Annotated in this window: 16 protein-coding genes; 9 read left to right on the forward strand and 7 right to left on the reverse strand. The window is 35.1% G+C overall.

Features of this window, described 5'->3' with window-relative positions; translation table 11 throughout:
* Positions 1 to 160 precede the first annotated feature (160 nt).
* The 5 genes from ABXZ36_RS00725 to ABXZ36_RS00745 form a co-directional block, all read right to left on the reverse strand.
* On the reverse strand, positions 161 to 1,765 hold the full coding sequence (locus ABXZ36_RS00725) for a type IV secretory system conjugative DNA transfer family protein (protein ID WP_354613533.1): 1,605 nt from the start codon (positions 1,763 to 1,765) through the stop codon (positions 161 to 163).
* A gap of 9 nt (positions 1,766 to 1,774) precedes the next feature.
* Positions 1,775 to 2,803 carry a MobB family relaxase gene (gene mobB / locus ABXZ36_RS00730; RefSeq protein ID WP_354613534.1) on the reverse strand — a complete coding sequence of 343 codons (1,029 nt, stop codon included), beginning with the start codon at positions 2,801 to 2,803 and terminating at the stop codon, positions 1,775 to 1,777.
* Positions 2,803 to 3,348 carry a BfmA/BtgA family mobilization protein gene (locus ABXZ36_RS00735; protein WP_354613535.1) on the reverse strand — a complete coding sequence of 182 codons (546 nt, stop codon included), beginning with the start codon at positions 3,346 to 3,348 and terminating at the stop codon, positions 2,803 to 2,805. Before ABXZ36_RS00735 ends, mobB begins: the two co-directional genes overlap by 1 nt.
* Positions 3,349 to 3,826: 478 nt before the next feature.
* Complete coding sequence (locus ABXZ36_RS00740) at positions 3,827 to 4,207, reverse strand: DUF6876 family protein (protein WP_354613536.1); 381 nt, start codon at positions 4,205 to 4,207, stop codon at positions 3,827 to 3,829.
* Between the two features lie 394 nt (positions 4,208 to 4,601).
* Positions 4,602 to 4,835, reverse strand: a complete 234-nt coding sequence (locus tag ABXZ36_RS00745) for a hypothetical protein (protein WP_354613537.1) — start codon at positions 4,833 to 4,835, stop codon at positions 4,602 to 4,604.
* Positions 4,836 to 5,920: 1,085 nt separating this feature from the next.
* Here ABXZ36_RS00745 and ABXZ36_RS00750 point away from each other — a divergent pair.
* Positions 5,921 to 6,364, forward strand: coding sequence for a hypothetical protein (locus ABXZ36_RS00750; RefSeq protein ID WP_354613538.1), 444 nt, complete (start codon positions 5,921 to 5,923; stop codon positions 6,362 to 6,364).
* 41 nt (positions 6,365 to 6,405) lie between these two features.
* Complete coding sequence (locus tag ABXZ36_RS00755; protein ID WP_354613539.1) at positions 6,406 to 6,846, forward strand: hypothetical protein; 441 nt, start codon at positions 6,406 to 6,408, stop codon at positions 6,844 to 6,846.
* On the opposite strand, the gene ABXZ36_RS00760 is transcribed toward ABXZ36_RS00755, so the two are convergent.
* Entirely contained in the window at positions 6,811 to 7,776 is a 966-nt protein-coding gene (locus ABXZ36_RS00760; protein ID WP_354613540.1) for a helix-turn-helix transcriptional regulator, read from the reverse strand. The genes ABXZ36_RS00755 and ABXZ36_RS00760 overlap by 36 nt on opposite strands.
* A gap of 81 nt (positions 7,777 to 7,857) precedes the next feature.
* On the opposite strand from ABXZ36_RS00760, the gene ABXZ36_RS00765 reads away from it, so the two are divergent.
* The 7 genes from ABXZ36_RS00765 to ABXZ36_RS00795 all read left to right on the forward strand — a co-directional run bounded on the left by ABXZ36_RS00765 (position 7,858) and on the right by ABXZ36_RS00795 (position 13,243).
* Positions 7,858 to 8,310 (forward strand): 5' nucleotidase, NT5C type, encoded by a 453-nt coding sequence (locus tag ABXZ36_RS00765; protein ID WP_354613541.1) that lies wholly within the window; start codon positions 7,858 to 7,860, stop codon positions 8,308 to 8,310.
* 224 nt (positions 8,311 to 8,534) lie between these two features.
* A complete protein-coding gene (locus ABXZ36_RS00770; protein WP_354613542.1) occupies positions 8,535 to 9,023 on the forward strand; it encodes a hypothetical protein in 489 nt (162 codons plus the stop codon).
* A gap of 44 nt (positions 9,024 to 9,067) precedes the next feature.
* On the forward strand, positions 9,068 to 9,289 hold the full coding sequence (locus ABXZ36_RS00775; RefSeq protein ID WP_354613543.1) for a hypothetical protein: 222 nt from the start codon (positions 9,068 to 9,070) through the stop codon (positions 9,287 to 9,289).
* 74 nt (positions 9,290 to 9,363) lie between these two features.
* Positions 9,364 to 9,777: a hypothetical protein gene (locus tag ABXZ36_RS00780; RefSeq protein WP_354613544.1), complete on the forward strand. Its 414-nt coding sequence runs from the start codon at positions 9,364 to 9,366 to the stop codon at positions 9,775 to 9,777.
* A gap of 367 nt (positions 9,778 to 10,144) precedes the next feature.
* Positions 10,145 to 11,860, forward strand: a complete 1,716-nt coding sequence (locus ABXZ36_RS00785; protein WP_354613545.1) for a DUF2779 domain-containing protein — start codon at positions 10,145 to 10,147, stop codon at positions 11,858 to 11,860.
* A 9-nt stretch (positions 11,861 to 11,869) separates the two neighbouring features.
* Positions 11,870 to 12,373: a hypothetical protein gene (locus ABXZ36_RS00790; protein ID WP_354613546.1), complete on the forward strand. Its 504-nt coding sequence runs from the start codon at positions 11,870 to 11,872 to the stop codon at positions 12,371 to 12,373.
* 75 nt (positions 12,374 to 12,448) lie between these two features.
* Positions 12,449 to 13,243: a GIY-YIG nuclease family protein gene (locus ABXZ36_RS00795; RefSeq protein WP_354613548.1), complete on the forward strand. Its 795-nt coding sequence runs from the start codon at positions 12,449 to 12,451 to the stop codon at positions 13,241 to 13,243.
* A 315-nt stretch (positions 13,244 to 13,558) separates the two neighbouring features.
* Here ABXZ36_RS00795 and ABXZ36_RS00800 read toward each other — a convergent pair whose 3' ends face one another.
* Entirely contained in the window at positions 13,559 to 14,836 is a 1,278-nt protein-coding gene (locus ABXZ36_RS00800) for a DUF2130 domain-containing protein (RefSeq protein ID WP_354613549.1), read from the reverse strand.
* Positions 14,837 to 14,973 lie beyond the last annotated feature (137 nt).

Raw genomic sequence — 14,973 nt, forward strand, 5'->3', positions numbered from 1 at the left:
TTAAAAATGAATAAATATAACCATCCGAATTGGATATTATTGTGACATTTCACGATCATTTTGATTATATTCTCTATAAAATAGAGCTATCTGTCTGTATGACAAAAGCTTATCAAGTCACAACAAAATTAGAATTTTTTATTCTCCAACCTAGCCAAAATTATTCTCTGTCTCCTAAAAAAAGTGCCTTCACCTCCAGATGGATCCTTTCAAAATATATCTTCAGATCCGCCTGGGTGAAAACTTTTTGATCACTAGGCAAACCCCTGTCGATCTTTGGGGTTTTAAACCGTACTTTTTTATCATTCCCATCCGCATAAGTGATAAATTCCCCTTCCTTTAACCTAAAGAACGTATCTGCCCTCACCTTTGCCACTTCCTTCTCCCCTGTGGTGATCCTAGTATCGAAACTGAGATTGTGGCCTTGATTGACACTCTTGGTTTCCCGTTTTACGATCTCAAAAAAACGTTCGTAATACTTCGCCGTGTCCGGGTCGTTCACCTTCCCAAAAAATTGATACGAAAGATTGCCCAAAATGGCCCTGCTCGCCTTGTCTCCGTACATCAGATCGTTTTGCACCTTGTCCTGCATCACGTAGACCGTTGCAATATCATAGCTTCGTAATGTGGCTGGTATTCGGTGCATGTTCAATAATCGGATAGTCGGCGCCTCTTCCATCAACAAAAAGGATGAAAGCCTGTTTCGGACCGCCATTTGTTTGGTAATGGTATGGATCAAAGTAGCGATGATGGGAGAAAAAGAGGTCTCAAATTTCGGGTTGTTCACGATGGAGACCACGGCTGGATGTTGAGGGTTATTGATATCCAAGGGCACCTCGTCCGCGGACAGGGCCATAAAGATCCTTTGGGTACTGATCTTTTTCAGGGCATTGGCAAGGCTACTCTTTACCCCTGCCGTTTGGCGTTCAGATTCCTTTCCGCTGATAAAGGCAGAGGCCATGGCCTTGGAGGTGGTGTTGGAGGACAAAAAAGCGATCAGGCTGTCCGTATCCAAGAGCTGATAAATGGCAATTAGGTGGGGCAAGGTACAATGGTCAGGGTAACTCGTTTTCAATTTCCAGATGAGTCCCGCCAATAGCCCCTCTGCCGCATCATTGAAGAATTTGTTAGTTCCCGTACTTCCCATTTCCTTTTGTTCCATCAGGTTCTCGATAAGCACCCGGGCCACCTCGTTGACGCTTTCTTCATCCACCATGTACCTAGGTGCTATGGGGTTAACCCTATGATGAATGTGTTCCAGGGAAATGATATAGAATTTCGGGGTTCCCGTTTGGAACAAGGGATAGGCCATTTCGGTGATCTCAAAATCCTTATAGTCGTGGATCACCCCACAGAAGCCGTTTTCGGCAAAATGTTTTAACAGGTCGTAGACCACGGATTCCGTCTTGCCGCTCCCGGCCGCCCCAATGATGGATATGCCCCTTCGTAGGTTATTGATGGCCAGTTTCCCTTTCACAAGGGGAAATTCCACCCTGTATTTTTTAGAGAGGCCAGTGGGCCTTCTTTCCGGATCCAGAAAAACAAGGAAGATAATGTTCACCAATCCTAGGGGCAAAATCAATTTCAGCAACAGGCCCGACCAAAACAGAATACTTGCCGAATACATAAAGGCAGCCAACGCTCCAAAAAACAGGAAAAAGGTATTGACCCAAAAAGCCATTTTCGTAAGGCGGTACATCCCGAAAAAGAGCAGGGTCCCCCCTAGCCCGATCATGATCAAATTCCAAGTCGATAGTCCTTCCATGTTCCTGTTTTAAATTCCGATGGAACTGGATCGTACGGCCATTTCCAATCCTTTTCGTATTTTCTGAAGAGCCTTAAAGGCCAATTGTACCTGGGAAATGGGGATGCTGGGAATCTTCAGCCCTGTTTCCCTTAACATTTTTAGGGCGATGGTCTTTTCATTGACGGGCAGCTGCAGCAAGGCCCTGAAATAGTCCTTTGGATTCTTTATAAAATCCTTCCGGGAGGCATACTGTTCCACAAAATTTCGCTGATAGTTAAAAGTGCGGTCAAAGGTCTTTTCCGCTTTGTCAAAAAATTGGTCCCTATCAAAACCTCGTTTTACCATCTTGCCATGAAGTTCTACTTCGGAGGCCTTATACTTGCTCCCTGGGGAAAGGCTGACCGAGTTGGAGGCATCCTTTCGGCTAACGATGATGTGGATATGGGTCTGCAGCCCTTCCTTTTTCATGCCCTGGTCTATGAGTTTTCCATTGATTTTGTGGGGCACCTGTTCCATCAGTTTCCCTATCCGTGCTTCTATCTGGGAAATGATGCCGGACAGTTCCCCCCTATTAATTTTTAGAAGGTCATTCTGTAGTTTAACGATTTCCTTCCGAAACGGGGCATTCTCCCTGACCTGGACATCGGCACCCTTATAGGTGCGTTGGTGTTCTATCTTGGCATAGTACACGATATCATTTACCATTACCTGATTCCCTGAGATTTCCCGGTTAAAGGAGGCCGCATAGTCCTTCATAAATTCACGGGTATAGCGTTTCAGATCCTGACCATGATCCTGTAAATGTTTTAATTCATAGGTGGATGGGCTTACAGTAATGGCATAAAATTTAGGCTCCACTTTTTTCAGTTTGGTGGTATTGGCATCAATATGATCGATTACGCTCTTAGGTGAAACATGGTCATTGTATTGGTCAAAAAAATGTTCCTGCTCCTTTAGGGGCAGCCCTTCATTTTCCTTTTCCAGATAGTCCACAAAATCGGACACGCTCTGTCCATAGGACTCGGACAATTTGTGAGGGGTGATGGAGATGTACATCAGTTTGGGGTGCTATGGTTCTTTATCTTTTCAAGGGCCTCTTCAGACAGGTTCAAACGATAATGGCTCCTGCCAAAACTGTTACGTATCACGGTCACATTTTTCAACAGGACCTCAAGGTTCGCATTGCTAACCTGAAGTTTCCTTTTCAATTCCAAATTTTCTTTCTGAAGGGCTAGGACCTGTAATTTGGGATCTACATTTGATGCTTCTGTTTTTATAGTGGCCTGACGTTCCAGGAGCAGTTCTTTTTTTGGGGAGAGGGTTTCCTCGAACAGCAATTGGAGCATGGCGAGCATGGGCTGGGTCTGGGTCTTTTCAATGCTCTTTATAATGGCCACCAACCCATTGACCCGTTTTTTGATCAGGTTTTCCAGGGTAACTATTTTTGGTCCCAGGGATTCCTTTGGGGATACCCCATTGTCCTCAAAAAAGTCCAGCATGGCTTCCAGAGCCTCGGTATGGGTACGGGCTATGGAGCGTGAATACCGCTGGAATCGTGCGGCAGTTTTAGCTTTGAACCGTATGTTGGAAAATGTACCCATAAATATCTTTATGCTTCATTTGCCGCAATAAGAACCCATTTTTACTGGGGTTTCAGGGATTTTGCCGCAAATGGGATCTGTTTTTAAAAAATTAGTAACTTAAATATTATTTTAAAATACTGATAATCAATATTTTAAATAAAACCAAAATCGTTAACACCGCGACAGCGTGTTACCCTCTTGCTTTTCCTTTTTGTACGCAGGGCGTACCAAAAATTCCAAACAACGGGACCAAGGTCCGTTGCCATTCATTGGAATCAATAATTCCTTACCTATTCTATTTTTTGAGGGGTATCATTACCGGCGAAAGTCAAATAATGGGATAACGATACAAAATAAATGAACTGATTGTCAGCTGTTTGAAGATACAATTTTTGATCAATACTTTACGACAAAAGGGTTTAAAAAAATTAGGAAAAACAAAAAGAGATACCCAAATGAAATTAGGTATCTCTAGGATAAAATGATGTGTTTAAGATCAGTACTCTCCGGGAAGCATCAAGGTATCATCTACAAAAAACAGTCGAAGCTCTTCCAAGAGGAAATCTGTATACTCATATTTCTGTTCCAAGATCAGAACGTCATTTCCGTCACTATAAGTTACAATGGCATCACACTTTTTTTTTCCCCTTTCCTGCTCTGAAAACCTTTTTATATCTATTGTGATAAAATAGGATTTGGACTGTAGGCTCTTTGCTATTACTGATGCATCGGTCACCAACCAGAAACACTGTGCCACCTCGGCCAGGTATTTAATGCCGTCGGTATATTTGGTCTTCAATAATGGGATCTGAAATATGGTTTCAGAACCGTTAAACTGTTTCAACCCATCTAGGATCTCGTTTGCTCTCTCGCTCATAACTTTTGGTTTTAAGGATTTATTAGACTTCATTTAAAATCGATTTACTTATTGCATCCAGAGCGTTTTCTTTTTTTGATTTTTTGTAACGCTTCTGTTGAAATGGTCTGTTAAAAGACCATGGTTGTCAATAATCGATTTACTTCCCGCAGTACCGTCGCTGTTCCTCTTTTTTGATGCTTTGAATGGTCCAATATTCAGTATTGGCAAGACTTATAAAAGGTGGGAGGCACGACCCCGGTTATGCAGTCGTCCAAGGCTGAATATTGTTGTTTTGCCATCTAAAAAAGGGAACGGGGACGATTAGTAAAGTGTATGAAAAACCATAAGAATCAACCCCCATTGGAAGCGCTGCAAAAGGAAGGAATGGAATTCCGATCAAGCGGACTCCATCCTATAGGGTGGCCGTATAAATGAAGTGTTCCCGCTCCAGAAAGCATTCTGGAAATGCGGGAGAGGCGCAATGGTGCGGACAGCCTACTGGGATAGTGTCCAAGACGTTTTTATGAAGCGCTTTGTCCGACATAGAGCAAAGCGGAATGGAGAGGCAATGTGCTGGAATGAGTTTTATAATGAACTTATAAAGGACGGCACTAATAGGTGAGTAACTCCAAATTGAAACTGCCAAACAGCACAATTTAAAGTATCTATATATTATTTATTAAGCTATTCTGATCCTACAAAAACCCAGTACCAATTGATTTACAGGATTTTTTATTTTTGGGTGACGGATTAGGTGACAAAACACATAATCGCTAAATACTCTTCAGTTAAAATTATCAATTTTCATTTTAGTATCTGAACAAAAAACTGTAATTGACTTCTACTTTAATGCTGCCATTTCAATGTTCCATGAAATTTCACTTAGATTATTTACTATTTTTATTCAATGTGGAATATAATTTAGCGTAAAAATAAATTAGACAAACTTACTTATATTTTGCGCCTACGATTCTATTAAGGATAACATTTCGATTATAAAATGATTGAAGAAAACCAAAATAGATTAAAACATTAGAAAACGGGCTTACGGATCAAAATAGACAACTTCTGCCTAACCCATATATCTAAGCACCCGACGAACTTTATCCTCCAACAAAAAAAATGATATATGAGGAATTTCAAATACCGTATTTTCTAGAAAATTTAGGCTTTAGTTTTAAAATAACTCGCTTTTTATTATTCCTCGTATTTTATGTTTAGTAATTCTGCAGTTTGGCACATTTCAAATTACGGAAGTAATTATCACTTTAATAAGTTCAACATTACTATGGCAAAGTCTACTTTATCTTCTTTCCATTCGAAATTGAAAAAACGAGTACAATTATCAAAAATTAGAGAAAATTATTTATCAAAAAGTTCAAAAGTTAAAGACTTTAATATAAAATTTAATGACTGCGAGAATAAGTATCCAATTTATATCATTAATAAAAAAGACCCTTTAAAGAATTCAACCAACCCCTCCCCTTATGCTTATTGTCTTTTATGAGGCAACACGCATTTAAGCTTCGTAGTCATCAATCAATTCAATGGCATATACCATTCTTACATTTCTTTCTTGCCTTTTAAAATGCAACCTATTTGCTATCTAAAGACAATTAAATTCCAGTTTATCCGATCTATTTCTTCTTTAAACTAATATTTTATCCTCTACTTGGAATCCTTAGAATATAGTTCAATATTGTAGTAATAATCACTTCTAGAATTTCAGCGATGGACACAGAACTTATTAAGCTTAAAACAAAACAAGAGACTTCATCTAGAGCTAATTCACAATTCATAAAAGAAACCTTTTTGAAAGCTTGTAGAACTTTGGATGCCTCCCTCTTTGAACCCTTAATTGATGAAGAACAGTATTTTCAGGATTTAGACAAATACAGGTTTTTACATTCTATGAAAAAACAGTTCGATTATTTAAGGGGAAGAGGTGTAAAAAAAGTGGAACTAGTTATGGGAACTTGTAAAATGTGTTTCAAAGGGGATACAGTACACGAGTTTTATGTTGTACCTAACGAAGGCAAGCCAGCTTTCGCCTATAATATACAAGAGCTGCAAATGGAAATAAAGGATATTTTTAGATGTAATTATAGCGATGGTTATGAAAGGGATATTAAAAAAAATAGAGACCCTAATCTAACCTGGATTGATTATGATTAAAATTTCTTTCAAGCTTTAAAACCCAACGCTATTTTTTCCGCATGAAAGAATCTCCAATTATTGAGAAGTTCATTGCTTCCTGTGAAAAACTGGATGCAAGTATTTTAGAGCCCTATCTCGATGAAAATGTCATTTTAAACGGTTTAGACAAATACAATTTCCTAGAATTTCTTCATAGACTTTTTGCTAAAGCAAGAAAAGATGAACTGATGAAATTAGTGATGGTGAAGAAATACTGTTTGTCATGCCATCCAAACAAGGAAATACTTGAATTCTATTCCAAAGAAACGAAGGTAGAGTATTACAGGTACTTACCCTCAAGAAAAATTATAAAACCAGTCTTTGCCTTTGCAATAATCAATGATTCTATAAATCAATTTGATGTGGAACCATGTACTCAAAGCTGGGGAAATTCAGCCAAAAAAAGATATGTTGATTTAATGAACTTAAGAAAAAGAATCACGGGTAACCTCCGAAACTAGTCCACTGAATTTTTCTTTTATGTAATTCCTAAGTGCTAGTGGCTCCACTAATATAATTTCCCCCAATTGAGAAACTATAGTCTTAATTAAATCATAGTTAGGCACTAACACATAGGTGACCATAGTGTAAGTAATCTTTTTCTTTGTGTTAAAATTAATCAACTCTTTGGTTTCACCGGTAATAGTCTGTGAATAATGGAGCTTCTTTGCCTTTAAATAATTGAGATAAAAAGAGGAAACCCAAAATTTAATAAGTTGAGGCTTTACTTTCCCATCCTTAAAATATTCTTCTAGGGGTTTGGCAGCACCAATTCTTCTTTTAAAGAGTTCAATTACCTCCCCAGCTCCTTGAACTTGATCAGGATTGAATTTTTCAAGATGAATCAAATTATTCATTCGATCGATACCAAAGGTCCTAAATTCATTAATATTTGGGGCATAACTATGTAGATGCCATTTACCTTGATATTCCTTTAAAACCAATGGGAATACTTCCCATGTCTTTGGCTTAGAATGTTCTTTGGTTTCAGATGTGTATCCTTTATGATGAAATTGAATTTTATAAAAATCATTAACTGCTTCAAAAAGTGATGGAAGTAATTCTATACCCTTTAGTAGTGGTGTAGTAATAAGCCCATCTACATTCTTTGATTTGGGTAATTTTGACAAAACCATAAAATCATGGTACCGCTCTAAAAGATCTTCCTTATAATCGGAGTTTAACAAAAGGTAGCCTCTATTTTTTGTGGGGTTTTCAATCTCAAAACCTAGATCTCTAAGAATATTGATATCCCTGGCAATGGTTCTTTGACTTTCAACTACCAGTTCTTTTTGTTCTAGAAATTCTAAAATTTCAGAAGAGGAACTAGGCTTATTAGACAATAGGTTCTTGATTAAAACAAGTCTTTGAATATTTGGATATTTTGCCATTTGATTTTAAGTGGACATGATTTGTCTAAGGTACTACTTAAGTTTGCAAAGTAAAAAGGTAATTAACTAAATAAAAAAAAGATGCAAAAAAAAGTTTATATCGATCTAGACGGAGTTATCGCGGATTTTGATAGAGGAAGAAGAGAACACCCAATGGCAAATATTACTCCCTATAAGGGAAGGCCCGATAAATTGCCAGGTTTATTTAAAGATTTAGAACCTATTGAGGGGGCTATTGAAGGGGTTAATAAATTGCTTGATGCTATTCATTTTGACGTGTATTTTTTATCAACAGCTCCTTGGGATAATCCAGAGGCATGGACTCACAAAAGGTTATGGATTGATAAATATTTTGAGACTAAAAAAATTAAGAAACGGTTGATTTTGTGTCACCACAAACAACTATTAATCGGGGATTTTTTGATTGATGATAGAGAGTTTAATGGCGCTTCAGAATTTACTGGAGAATGGCTTGAATTTGGAAGTGAACGATTTCCTGATTGGAGTGCTGTATTGAATTATTTAAATGCTTAGTAATCCAAATTCGGTATATGGAATATTTAATAATGTACATAGCTATGGGACTATTTATAAGTATAGTCTTATCAGAATTCGATAAATGTAATGGTGAGGAACAAAAGGATGAAAATATTACAAATCAGGACAGAGTTCTATATATAATAATATGGCCTTTCATGCTCGGCGCAATTATTTATTATTTAAGAAAATGACAAACTTAAAACTATAAACCAGGAAAAATGGAAAAGCAATCGTATAAAAAGATCACACCACTTCGTTATGTATATCATGTTTCTTATGCCTTTTGTAGGGAAGGTATAGAGAAAAACGGACTGTTGGCAGCATATAGTAATATAAATAAGTCGTATTGTGTTTTTTCTCATAATGCGGGGTATCCAAGCATGAGGTGGTATCCGTTCTGTTTTGATGATTCCTTTTACTGGAAGGCGGCGGCAAAATTTGATTCTAGGGAATATGAATTCATGTATTTTATGATGAAGTATGGCTATGATTTTTGGCAGATTGATACAAGGAAAATAGATAATGAATGGTTTATTGATAAATATGGAATGCAAGATTTTTATGACGGAATTTCTTATCCCTTTTTGATAGTTACGTTCGATAGTATTCCGAGAAAGGCCATAAGAAGATTTAATTTTCATGAAACCCCTAAAGTTTTAAAAAGAGAAGGGGTAGCTCATGTGGAAGGATATTTTAGGGCTGCTTAATGCCAGTTTGAGATTATAGAATATAAATTAATAGAAAAAAAGATATGGATAAAAATAAAATAAATCAGTCTACAGTTCGTTTTTTAAAAGGTAGGTATAAAAAGCTCTCTACTAAAGAAATAATGAAACTAGCATATAAGATTACCAAAAAGTATCTTATGGAAAATCAAGAAAGATTAGAAAAAGATGCAAAATTAGATAAAGTGCTTTTTGAAGAGGCAATTTACAAAGAGTTTCTTTCGGTAAAAATATTAGGAGCAATATAAATCAATCCACAGTTTGTTGGGTAACAAGTAAGTTCTAAAAAAATCTTTAAGCTTAAAGTGGTTAAAAACATATTATGATTAAACAAACCATAATTGATGGCGAAAAATGGCAGGTGTATTTATCTGAAGATAAACAGTTATCTTTTGCGTATCTGGTACCACATGAAAAATCACAATGGAAAACAAATCCATTATGGCATGACTGGGATTACGAAAATAATGAAGAGGAATGGTCCTATTCAATGAGAGATGTTTCAAAAATACATCCAATGCGATTAAAATCGTTATTATTTAAATTGATAGTAAATATAATAAAGGAATCAAAAACCACATTTTTTTATTTTAAACCAACCAGTAAACAAAGGGGAACTATTTATTCTAACCTGGTAAATAAAATATTACAAGAATTGGGATCAAAATGGGTCGGACAAATTATTGATAACAATTGGTTTTACTTTAATAAAATTGAAAAACAATACCTTAACTAAAATTAAAAGAGGATAATAGTTGTCAAAGCCATTTTATATTAAACAAAAGGATAACAGGTCTCTTTACTTAGGAGTATCATAGATCAAAAAGAATCGCATATATAAAATCAATCAAATGCAATCAACAAAAAAACCAAGGTATCTCACAAAATCTCGTTTTAAACAGGCGTTGGATTGTCCAACAAAATTATTTTACACCAAAAAAAAGGAGTACGTAAATAACCAGCAAAGTGATACATTTTTAGAGTCACTGGCACAAGGGGGATTTCAAGTTGAGGAATTGGCAAGAATGAACTATCCAAAAGGAATTGCAATTTTAGGCGATGACTGGGATTATGAATTGTTGGCCTCTAAAACCGAGGAATTATTGGCACAGGAAAATGTCACGATTTTTGAAGCAGCATTTTTAATTGACGGTTTGTTTATTCGAGTAGATATTTTAGAAAAAAAAGGAAACAACATTCAATTAATTGAAGTAAAAGCAAAATCAATTAAGGCTGATGAACATGATAGTTTTTTGAATAAAAAAGGACAATTAAATAATGGCTGGACCCCTTATTTATATGATGTTGCTTTTCAAAAATATGTAATTCAAAAATGTCATCCTAACTGGCATATAAAAGCTTATTTAATGTTGGCGAATAAATCTGCTATTTCCACCGTTGATGGGTTAAATCAGTTTTTTCGGATTTCAAAAAAAGCAGATTTGAGAACTGGTATCATCAAACGTGATGGTTTAAAACTTGAAGATTTAGGAGATCCTCTGGTTACAAAAATTTCGGTTGAGGAAGAAATAAATTTAATTCAGAGCACCAATCCAATTGATGAAAATAAATCCTTTGAGGAACTCTTAAATTATTTCAAAAATCACTACCAAGATGACATCAAAATTTTCACTGAAATAGGAAAGCAATGCAAAACCTGTGAATTCCACACAGAACCTACTGATGCAGAAAAAAGTGGATTTCACGAATGTTGGGGAGAACAACTAAAAGCTAACATTAGCAGCATTAATAAACCTAAAGTGTACGAAGTATCAGGCATGAGAAAATCTGACAAATTAATAGCTGAAGGGAAATACTTTATGGAAGAAATTCTTGAAAACGATATTGACATTACGCCCGTAGCTGGTAAAATTTCTCCGACCGAAAGACAATGGATCCAGATTGAAAAAGTACAATTAAACGATACAACGCCGTTTTTTGAATTGGATGGTTTACGAGATGAACTGGATAGCTGGAAATTTCCTCTTAATTTTATTGATTTTGAAACCTCTGCGGTTGCTATTCCATTTACAAAAGGGAGAAAACCTTATGAACAACTGGCATTTCAATATTCACATCATATTGTTTATGAAGATGGACGCATAGAACACGCCTCAGAGTATTTAAATACACAAATAGGTGTATTCCCTAACTTCGACTTTATAAGAGCTTTAAAGGCCTCTTTAGAGGTAAATGCTGGTAGTATTTTTAGATACCACGCCCATGAAAATACCATTGTGAATGCTATTTACAAACAACTATTGGCATCAGAAGAACCAGATAAGGACGAATTAATCACTTTTATAAAATCTATAAGTCACAATACAGGAAATAGTGCTGAAAATTGGTGTGGAGATAGAGATATGATAGATTTATGGAAAGTTGTAAAAGATTATTATTATGACCCTTACACTAATGGCTCCAACTCTATAAAAGCTGTGTTGCCAGCCGTATTGTTTTCGAGCAATTTTCTCCAAAACAAATACCAAAAACCCTTATCGGAAATAAACGCAACAAGTAAAAACTTTGAAGATGTCCACGTATTTTTAAAATTGGAAAATGGCAAACCTATAAGCCCTTATAAATTATTACCGCCTTTATTTGATGGCTGGGATGCCGAAGCTTTAGATAATGCTATAACTGAAATCGAAGGCATTAGCGATGGTGGTGCCGCATTAACAGCATATGGGAAATTACAATTTGAGGAAGTAAACTTACAAGAGAGAAAAGCTATAGAAGCAGGATTGCTAAAATACTGTGAACTGGACACCTTGGCAATGGTTATGATATATGAGTATTTTAAAGAGGTTACTTCTTAAGATTCTTGTATGAAAAATCTTCAATTTTTGAATTTCGTAGATGAATTAAATAAGCCTAGATTATTAAGAAAAGGCTTTACAAAAAAAAGGAAAAGTAAATTTTCTATTTCTGATGAACGCATCAATGATATATATGACACTTATTTTTCCCCCATTATTATAAAAGAAAACAAATTCACAACCAGGGTTAGTGAAAATGATTTTGATGAAATACTCTATTTATTACGCGTTTATTTTAAAGTTTGGGTTGAGATTGATAATCGAGAAATTACAATTTATCAAGACTTTCCTGAAAGATTTAAAATAATTAAGGAGGTTAATAAAGAGAACCATTGGTTTACTCCTAAAACAATATCTATAGGTACCATTATGCATTTTTCAAAAGATCATTATGGAATCGTAAATTTCATGAATGGGTTACCTATGTCAGAGACTGCCAGTCCAAAATCAAGTTTAGTACTGACACCAATTCTACAAATTAATTATTCTTTTATTAAACCAATGTATAATTGAATTGGTGACATAAAATTAAAAATTCAATAGCTTAAAAAAGTGAAAATATCACCAAACCTTAAAAATAATTTTAAAATGAATGAATCAAAATCTGCCCAAATATTATTAGATGTTAATTTCAATAAAACAGGTTCTTGGACGTTATCCGCAGATGGAACCCAGTGTTCAATCAGTAAACTAAATGAACCAAATTTTGAGATAAATAATGTTTTATATGCTTTTACAGTTCAATCAAATTCGGACATTGAAGAAATAAAATATATTGGAAAAACAACCCAAACTCTAAATCAACGATTTATAGGTTACGCAAAACCAGGGAAAAGTCAACAAACCAATTTAAGAGTAAACAATGCAATTATTAATGAATTAAAGTTTGGAAAAAAAGTTTCAATTTATATTTTCAAAGACGTTGAGCAATTAAATTGGGGTGGTTATAACTTAAATATAGCTTCAGGATTGGAGGACTCTTTAGTTTATGAAATAAGTCCAGAATGGAATAAAGCAGGAAGGAAGTTAATCACCTCTACTGAAGAACTTGAAAATCAAGTTTTAGACAGCAATTTGGGCAACATTAAAAAATTAGCCTTCAATATAAAACTTGGTCATGCATATTATACCTTAGGATTTATGAATCCTGGGAAAAAAATTAGCGATTTTATGGGTGGTGAAGGTGAGTTAGTTTCATTAAAATTACCAAATGGTTCTGTTTTGAAAACAAAAATTGATCGGAATTCAAACCCAAATGGATCTGTAAGGCTGTCTTTTGGAAAGGAATTAGCTAATTTCTATCAATCTAAATACCAATTTGGAGACACGATTGAAGCTCTTATAAATATTGGGGAGGGAGTTTATACCATTGAATTAAGTTAGTAATTCTGGAAAATAAAACTTCATTAAAACAGCAGTAGAGCAATTAAAAAAAACCTCTGCTGTTGTTTTAGATAAGATCTAATAATAAGGATAATTCGAAAATCTGTTTATTTATAGCATTTTTTATATCCATTAAGGCTATCTGGCTTATACCTAGCTTTTGATGTTATGCAATTTTTTGTGTTGAATTGGCTTGAGGGAATTATAAATTCGTAAGGCATTACTTGTTGGTAATTCAGTCTAAGATAATTTCAATATTTTCATCATTCGCTATTTGGTCAATTACTTCAAGTCAGCATAGCATTGTCGTTTTTTCTATTCATTTTTATTATTTAATTCATCGAATTTTGCCTTCATGGTTGGGTTTCCATGTGTTAATTTTTTGATTGTTAATTCATCAGCTTTATTGTTGGCCAATCGCAAGTTGTTTTCAGATGATAACAAAGCCTCTTTGGTTTTATTCAAATGACTAATGGTCTTATCTATTTCCTCGATAGCGGTTGTAAATTTTCGACTTGCTAAATCATAATTATAAGCAAATCCTTTTCTAAATGCATCAATCTTTTCCTCGAAATTGGTAATATCAACGTTTTGATTCCTCATCAAATTCAGTTCTGCTTTATATTTCAAGGAATTCATGGCTGCATTTCGAAGAAGGGTAATAATTGGTATGAAAAATTGAGGTCGTACTACATACATTTTCTTAAATTTATGGGAAACATCCACTATTCCAGTATTATAAAATTCGTTATCTGATTCCAACAATGAAACTAAAACCGCATATTCACAGTTCTTTTCTTGGCGGTCCTTATCAAGTTTTGCAAAGAAATCCTCGTTTCTTTTTTTTGTCGCAGTTTCATCATTTTCATTCTTCATCTCAAACATAATTGAAATGATTTCATTTTCTGAATCATCAGTTTCTTTGTAAATGAAATCTCCTTTGTTTCCACCTCTTGAATCGTTGTCCTTTTCGAAATAAGCATTTTGAAAAGCCGTTGCTCGGAGCTTATTGAATTCATTTTCACAATGTTGCTCTAAAGATTCACCAACCATTTTTGTTGATAGCTTCTGTTTAAAATCTTTCAAACGAGAAATTTCATCGTCTTTCATTTTGATGGTTTCATCTTTTATAACCAGCTTATTTGCAAACTGTTCCTTAATCGACTTTTCAAGCAATTGTGTTTCAGTTTCTTTGATTTTCAAATCATTGGCTAGATTGTCACGTTCCTTTTCTATGACTTTAATAGCTTCGGAAACATCTAACTTTTTCTGAATTTCTGCACTTTGAATTTGGGACTTCATTTCAGAGATTTCCGCTTCTTTTTTTGCTAGTTTTTCAGCAAGTTCAGCATTGCTTTTGGCTTTTAATTCGGCTAGTTCTTTGTCTTTTTTTGCCAGTTCTTCTTGCAATGAGCTTTTTATGTTGGCTTTAGCAAGTTCAACCGCACTTTCCTTTTCCCTATCTGCTAGAGCAAGTCGCTTAGATAATTCTTCCTCAAATTGATGGTCACGAACTTGCTTAAGAATATCAGCATACCCAGCTTCATCGACTTTAAAAACTTTCTCGCAATTCGGACAAATTATTTCGTACATATTGATTTTTTATTAATACGCCATAACGGCTAGGCTCGTATGTTTAATTGTGAGGGTAAGCATTTACCTTTACAAGTATGTGCCAAGCTAAAAATCCTCTTGGATTATCAAAAGTAGGCGAGAATAAACCACTACTT

Origin of the sequence: Sediminicola arcticus (assembly GCF_040566695.1) — a bacterium.
GTDB lineage: Bacteria > Bacteroidota > Bacteroidia > Flavobacteriales > Flavobacteriaceae > Sediminicola > Sediminicola arcticus.

Excerpts from the sequence above, each read along its gene's own strand:
- ABXZ36_RS00790 (WP_354613546.1), top strand. The coding sequence starts at position 11,870 with ATGAAAAATCTTCAATTTTTGAATTTCGTAGATGAATTAAATAAGCCT.
- ABXZ36_RS00755 (WP_354613539.1), top strand. The coding sequence starts at position 6,406 with ATGAAAGAATCTCCAATTATTGAGAAGTTCATTGCTTCCTGTGAAAAA.
- ABXZ36_RS00735 (WP_354613535.1), bottom strand. The coding sequence starts at position 3,348 with ATGGGTACATTTTCCAACATACGGTTCAAAGCTAAAACTGCCGCACGA.
- ABXZ36_RS00770 (WP_354613542.1), top strand. The coding sequence starts at position 8,535 with ATGGAAAAGCAATCGTATAAAAAGATCACACCACTTCGTTATGTATAT.
- ABXZ36_RS00760 (WP_354613540.1), bottom strand. The coding sequence starts at position 7,776 with ATGGCAAAATATCCAAATATTCAAAGACTTGTTTTAATCAAGAACCTA.
- mobB (WP_354613534.1), bottom strand. The coding sequence starts at position 2,803 with ATGTACATCTCCATCACCCCTCACAAATTGTCCGAGTCCTATGGACAG.
- ABXZ36_RS00725 (WP_354613533.1), bottom strand. The coding sequence starts at position 1,765 with ATGGAAGGACTATCGACTTGGAATTTGATCATGATCGGGCTAGGGGGG.
- ABXZ36_RS00780 (WP_354613544.1), top strand. The coding sequence starts at position 9,364 with ATGATTAAACAAACCATAATTGATGGCGAAAAATGGCAGGTGTATTTA.
- ABXZ36_RS00750 (WP_354613538.1), top strand. The coding sequence starts at position 5,921 with ATGGACACAGAACTTATTAAGCTTAAAACAAAACAAGAGACTTCATCT.
- ABXZ36_RS00800 (WP_354613549.1), bottom strand. The coding sequence starts at position 14,836 with ATGTACGAAATAATTTGTCCGAATTGCGAGAAAGTTTTTAAAGTCGAT.
- ABXZ36_RS00765 (WP_354613541.1), top strand. The coding sequence starts at position 7,858 with ATGCAAAAAAAAGTTTATATCGATCTAGACGGAGTTATCGCGGATTTT.
- ABXZ36_RS00775 (WP_354613543.1), top strand. The coding sequence starts at position 9,068 with ATGGATAAAAATAAAATAAATCAGTCTACAGTTCGTTTTTTAAAAGGT.
- ABXZ36_RS00795 (WP_354613548.1), top strand. The coding sequence starts at position 12,449 with ATGAATGAATCAAAATCTGCCCAAATATTATTAGATGTTAATTTCAAT.
- ABXZ36_RS00740 (WP_354613536.1), bottom strand. The coding sequence starts at position 4,207 with ATGAGCGAGAGAGCAAACGAGATCCTAGATGGGTTGAAACAGTTTAAC.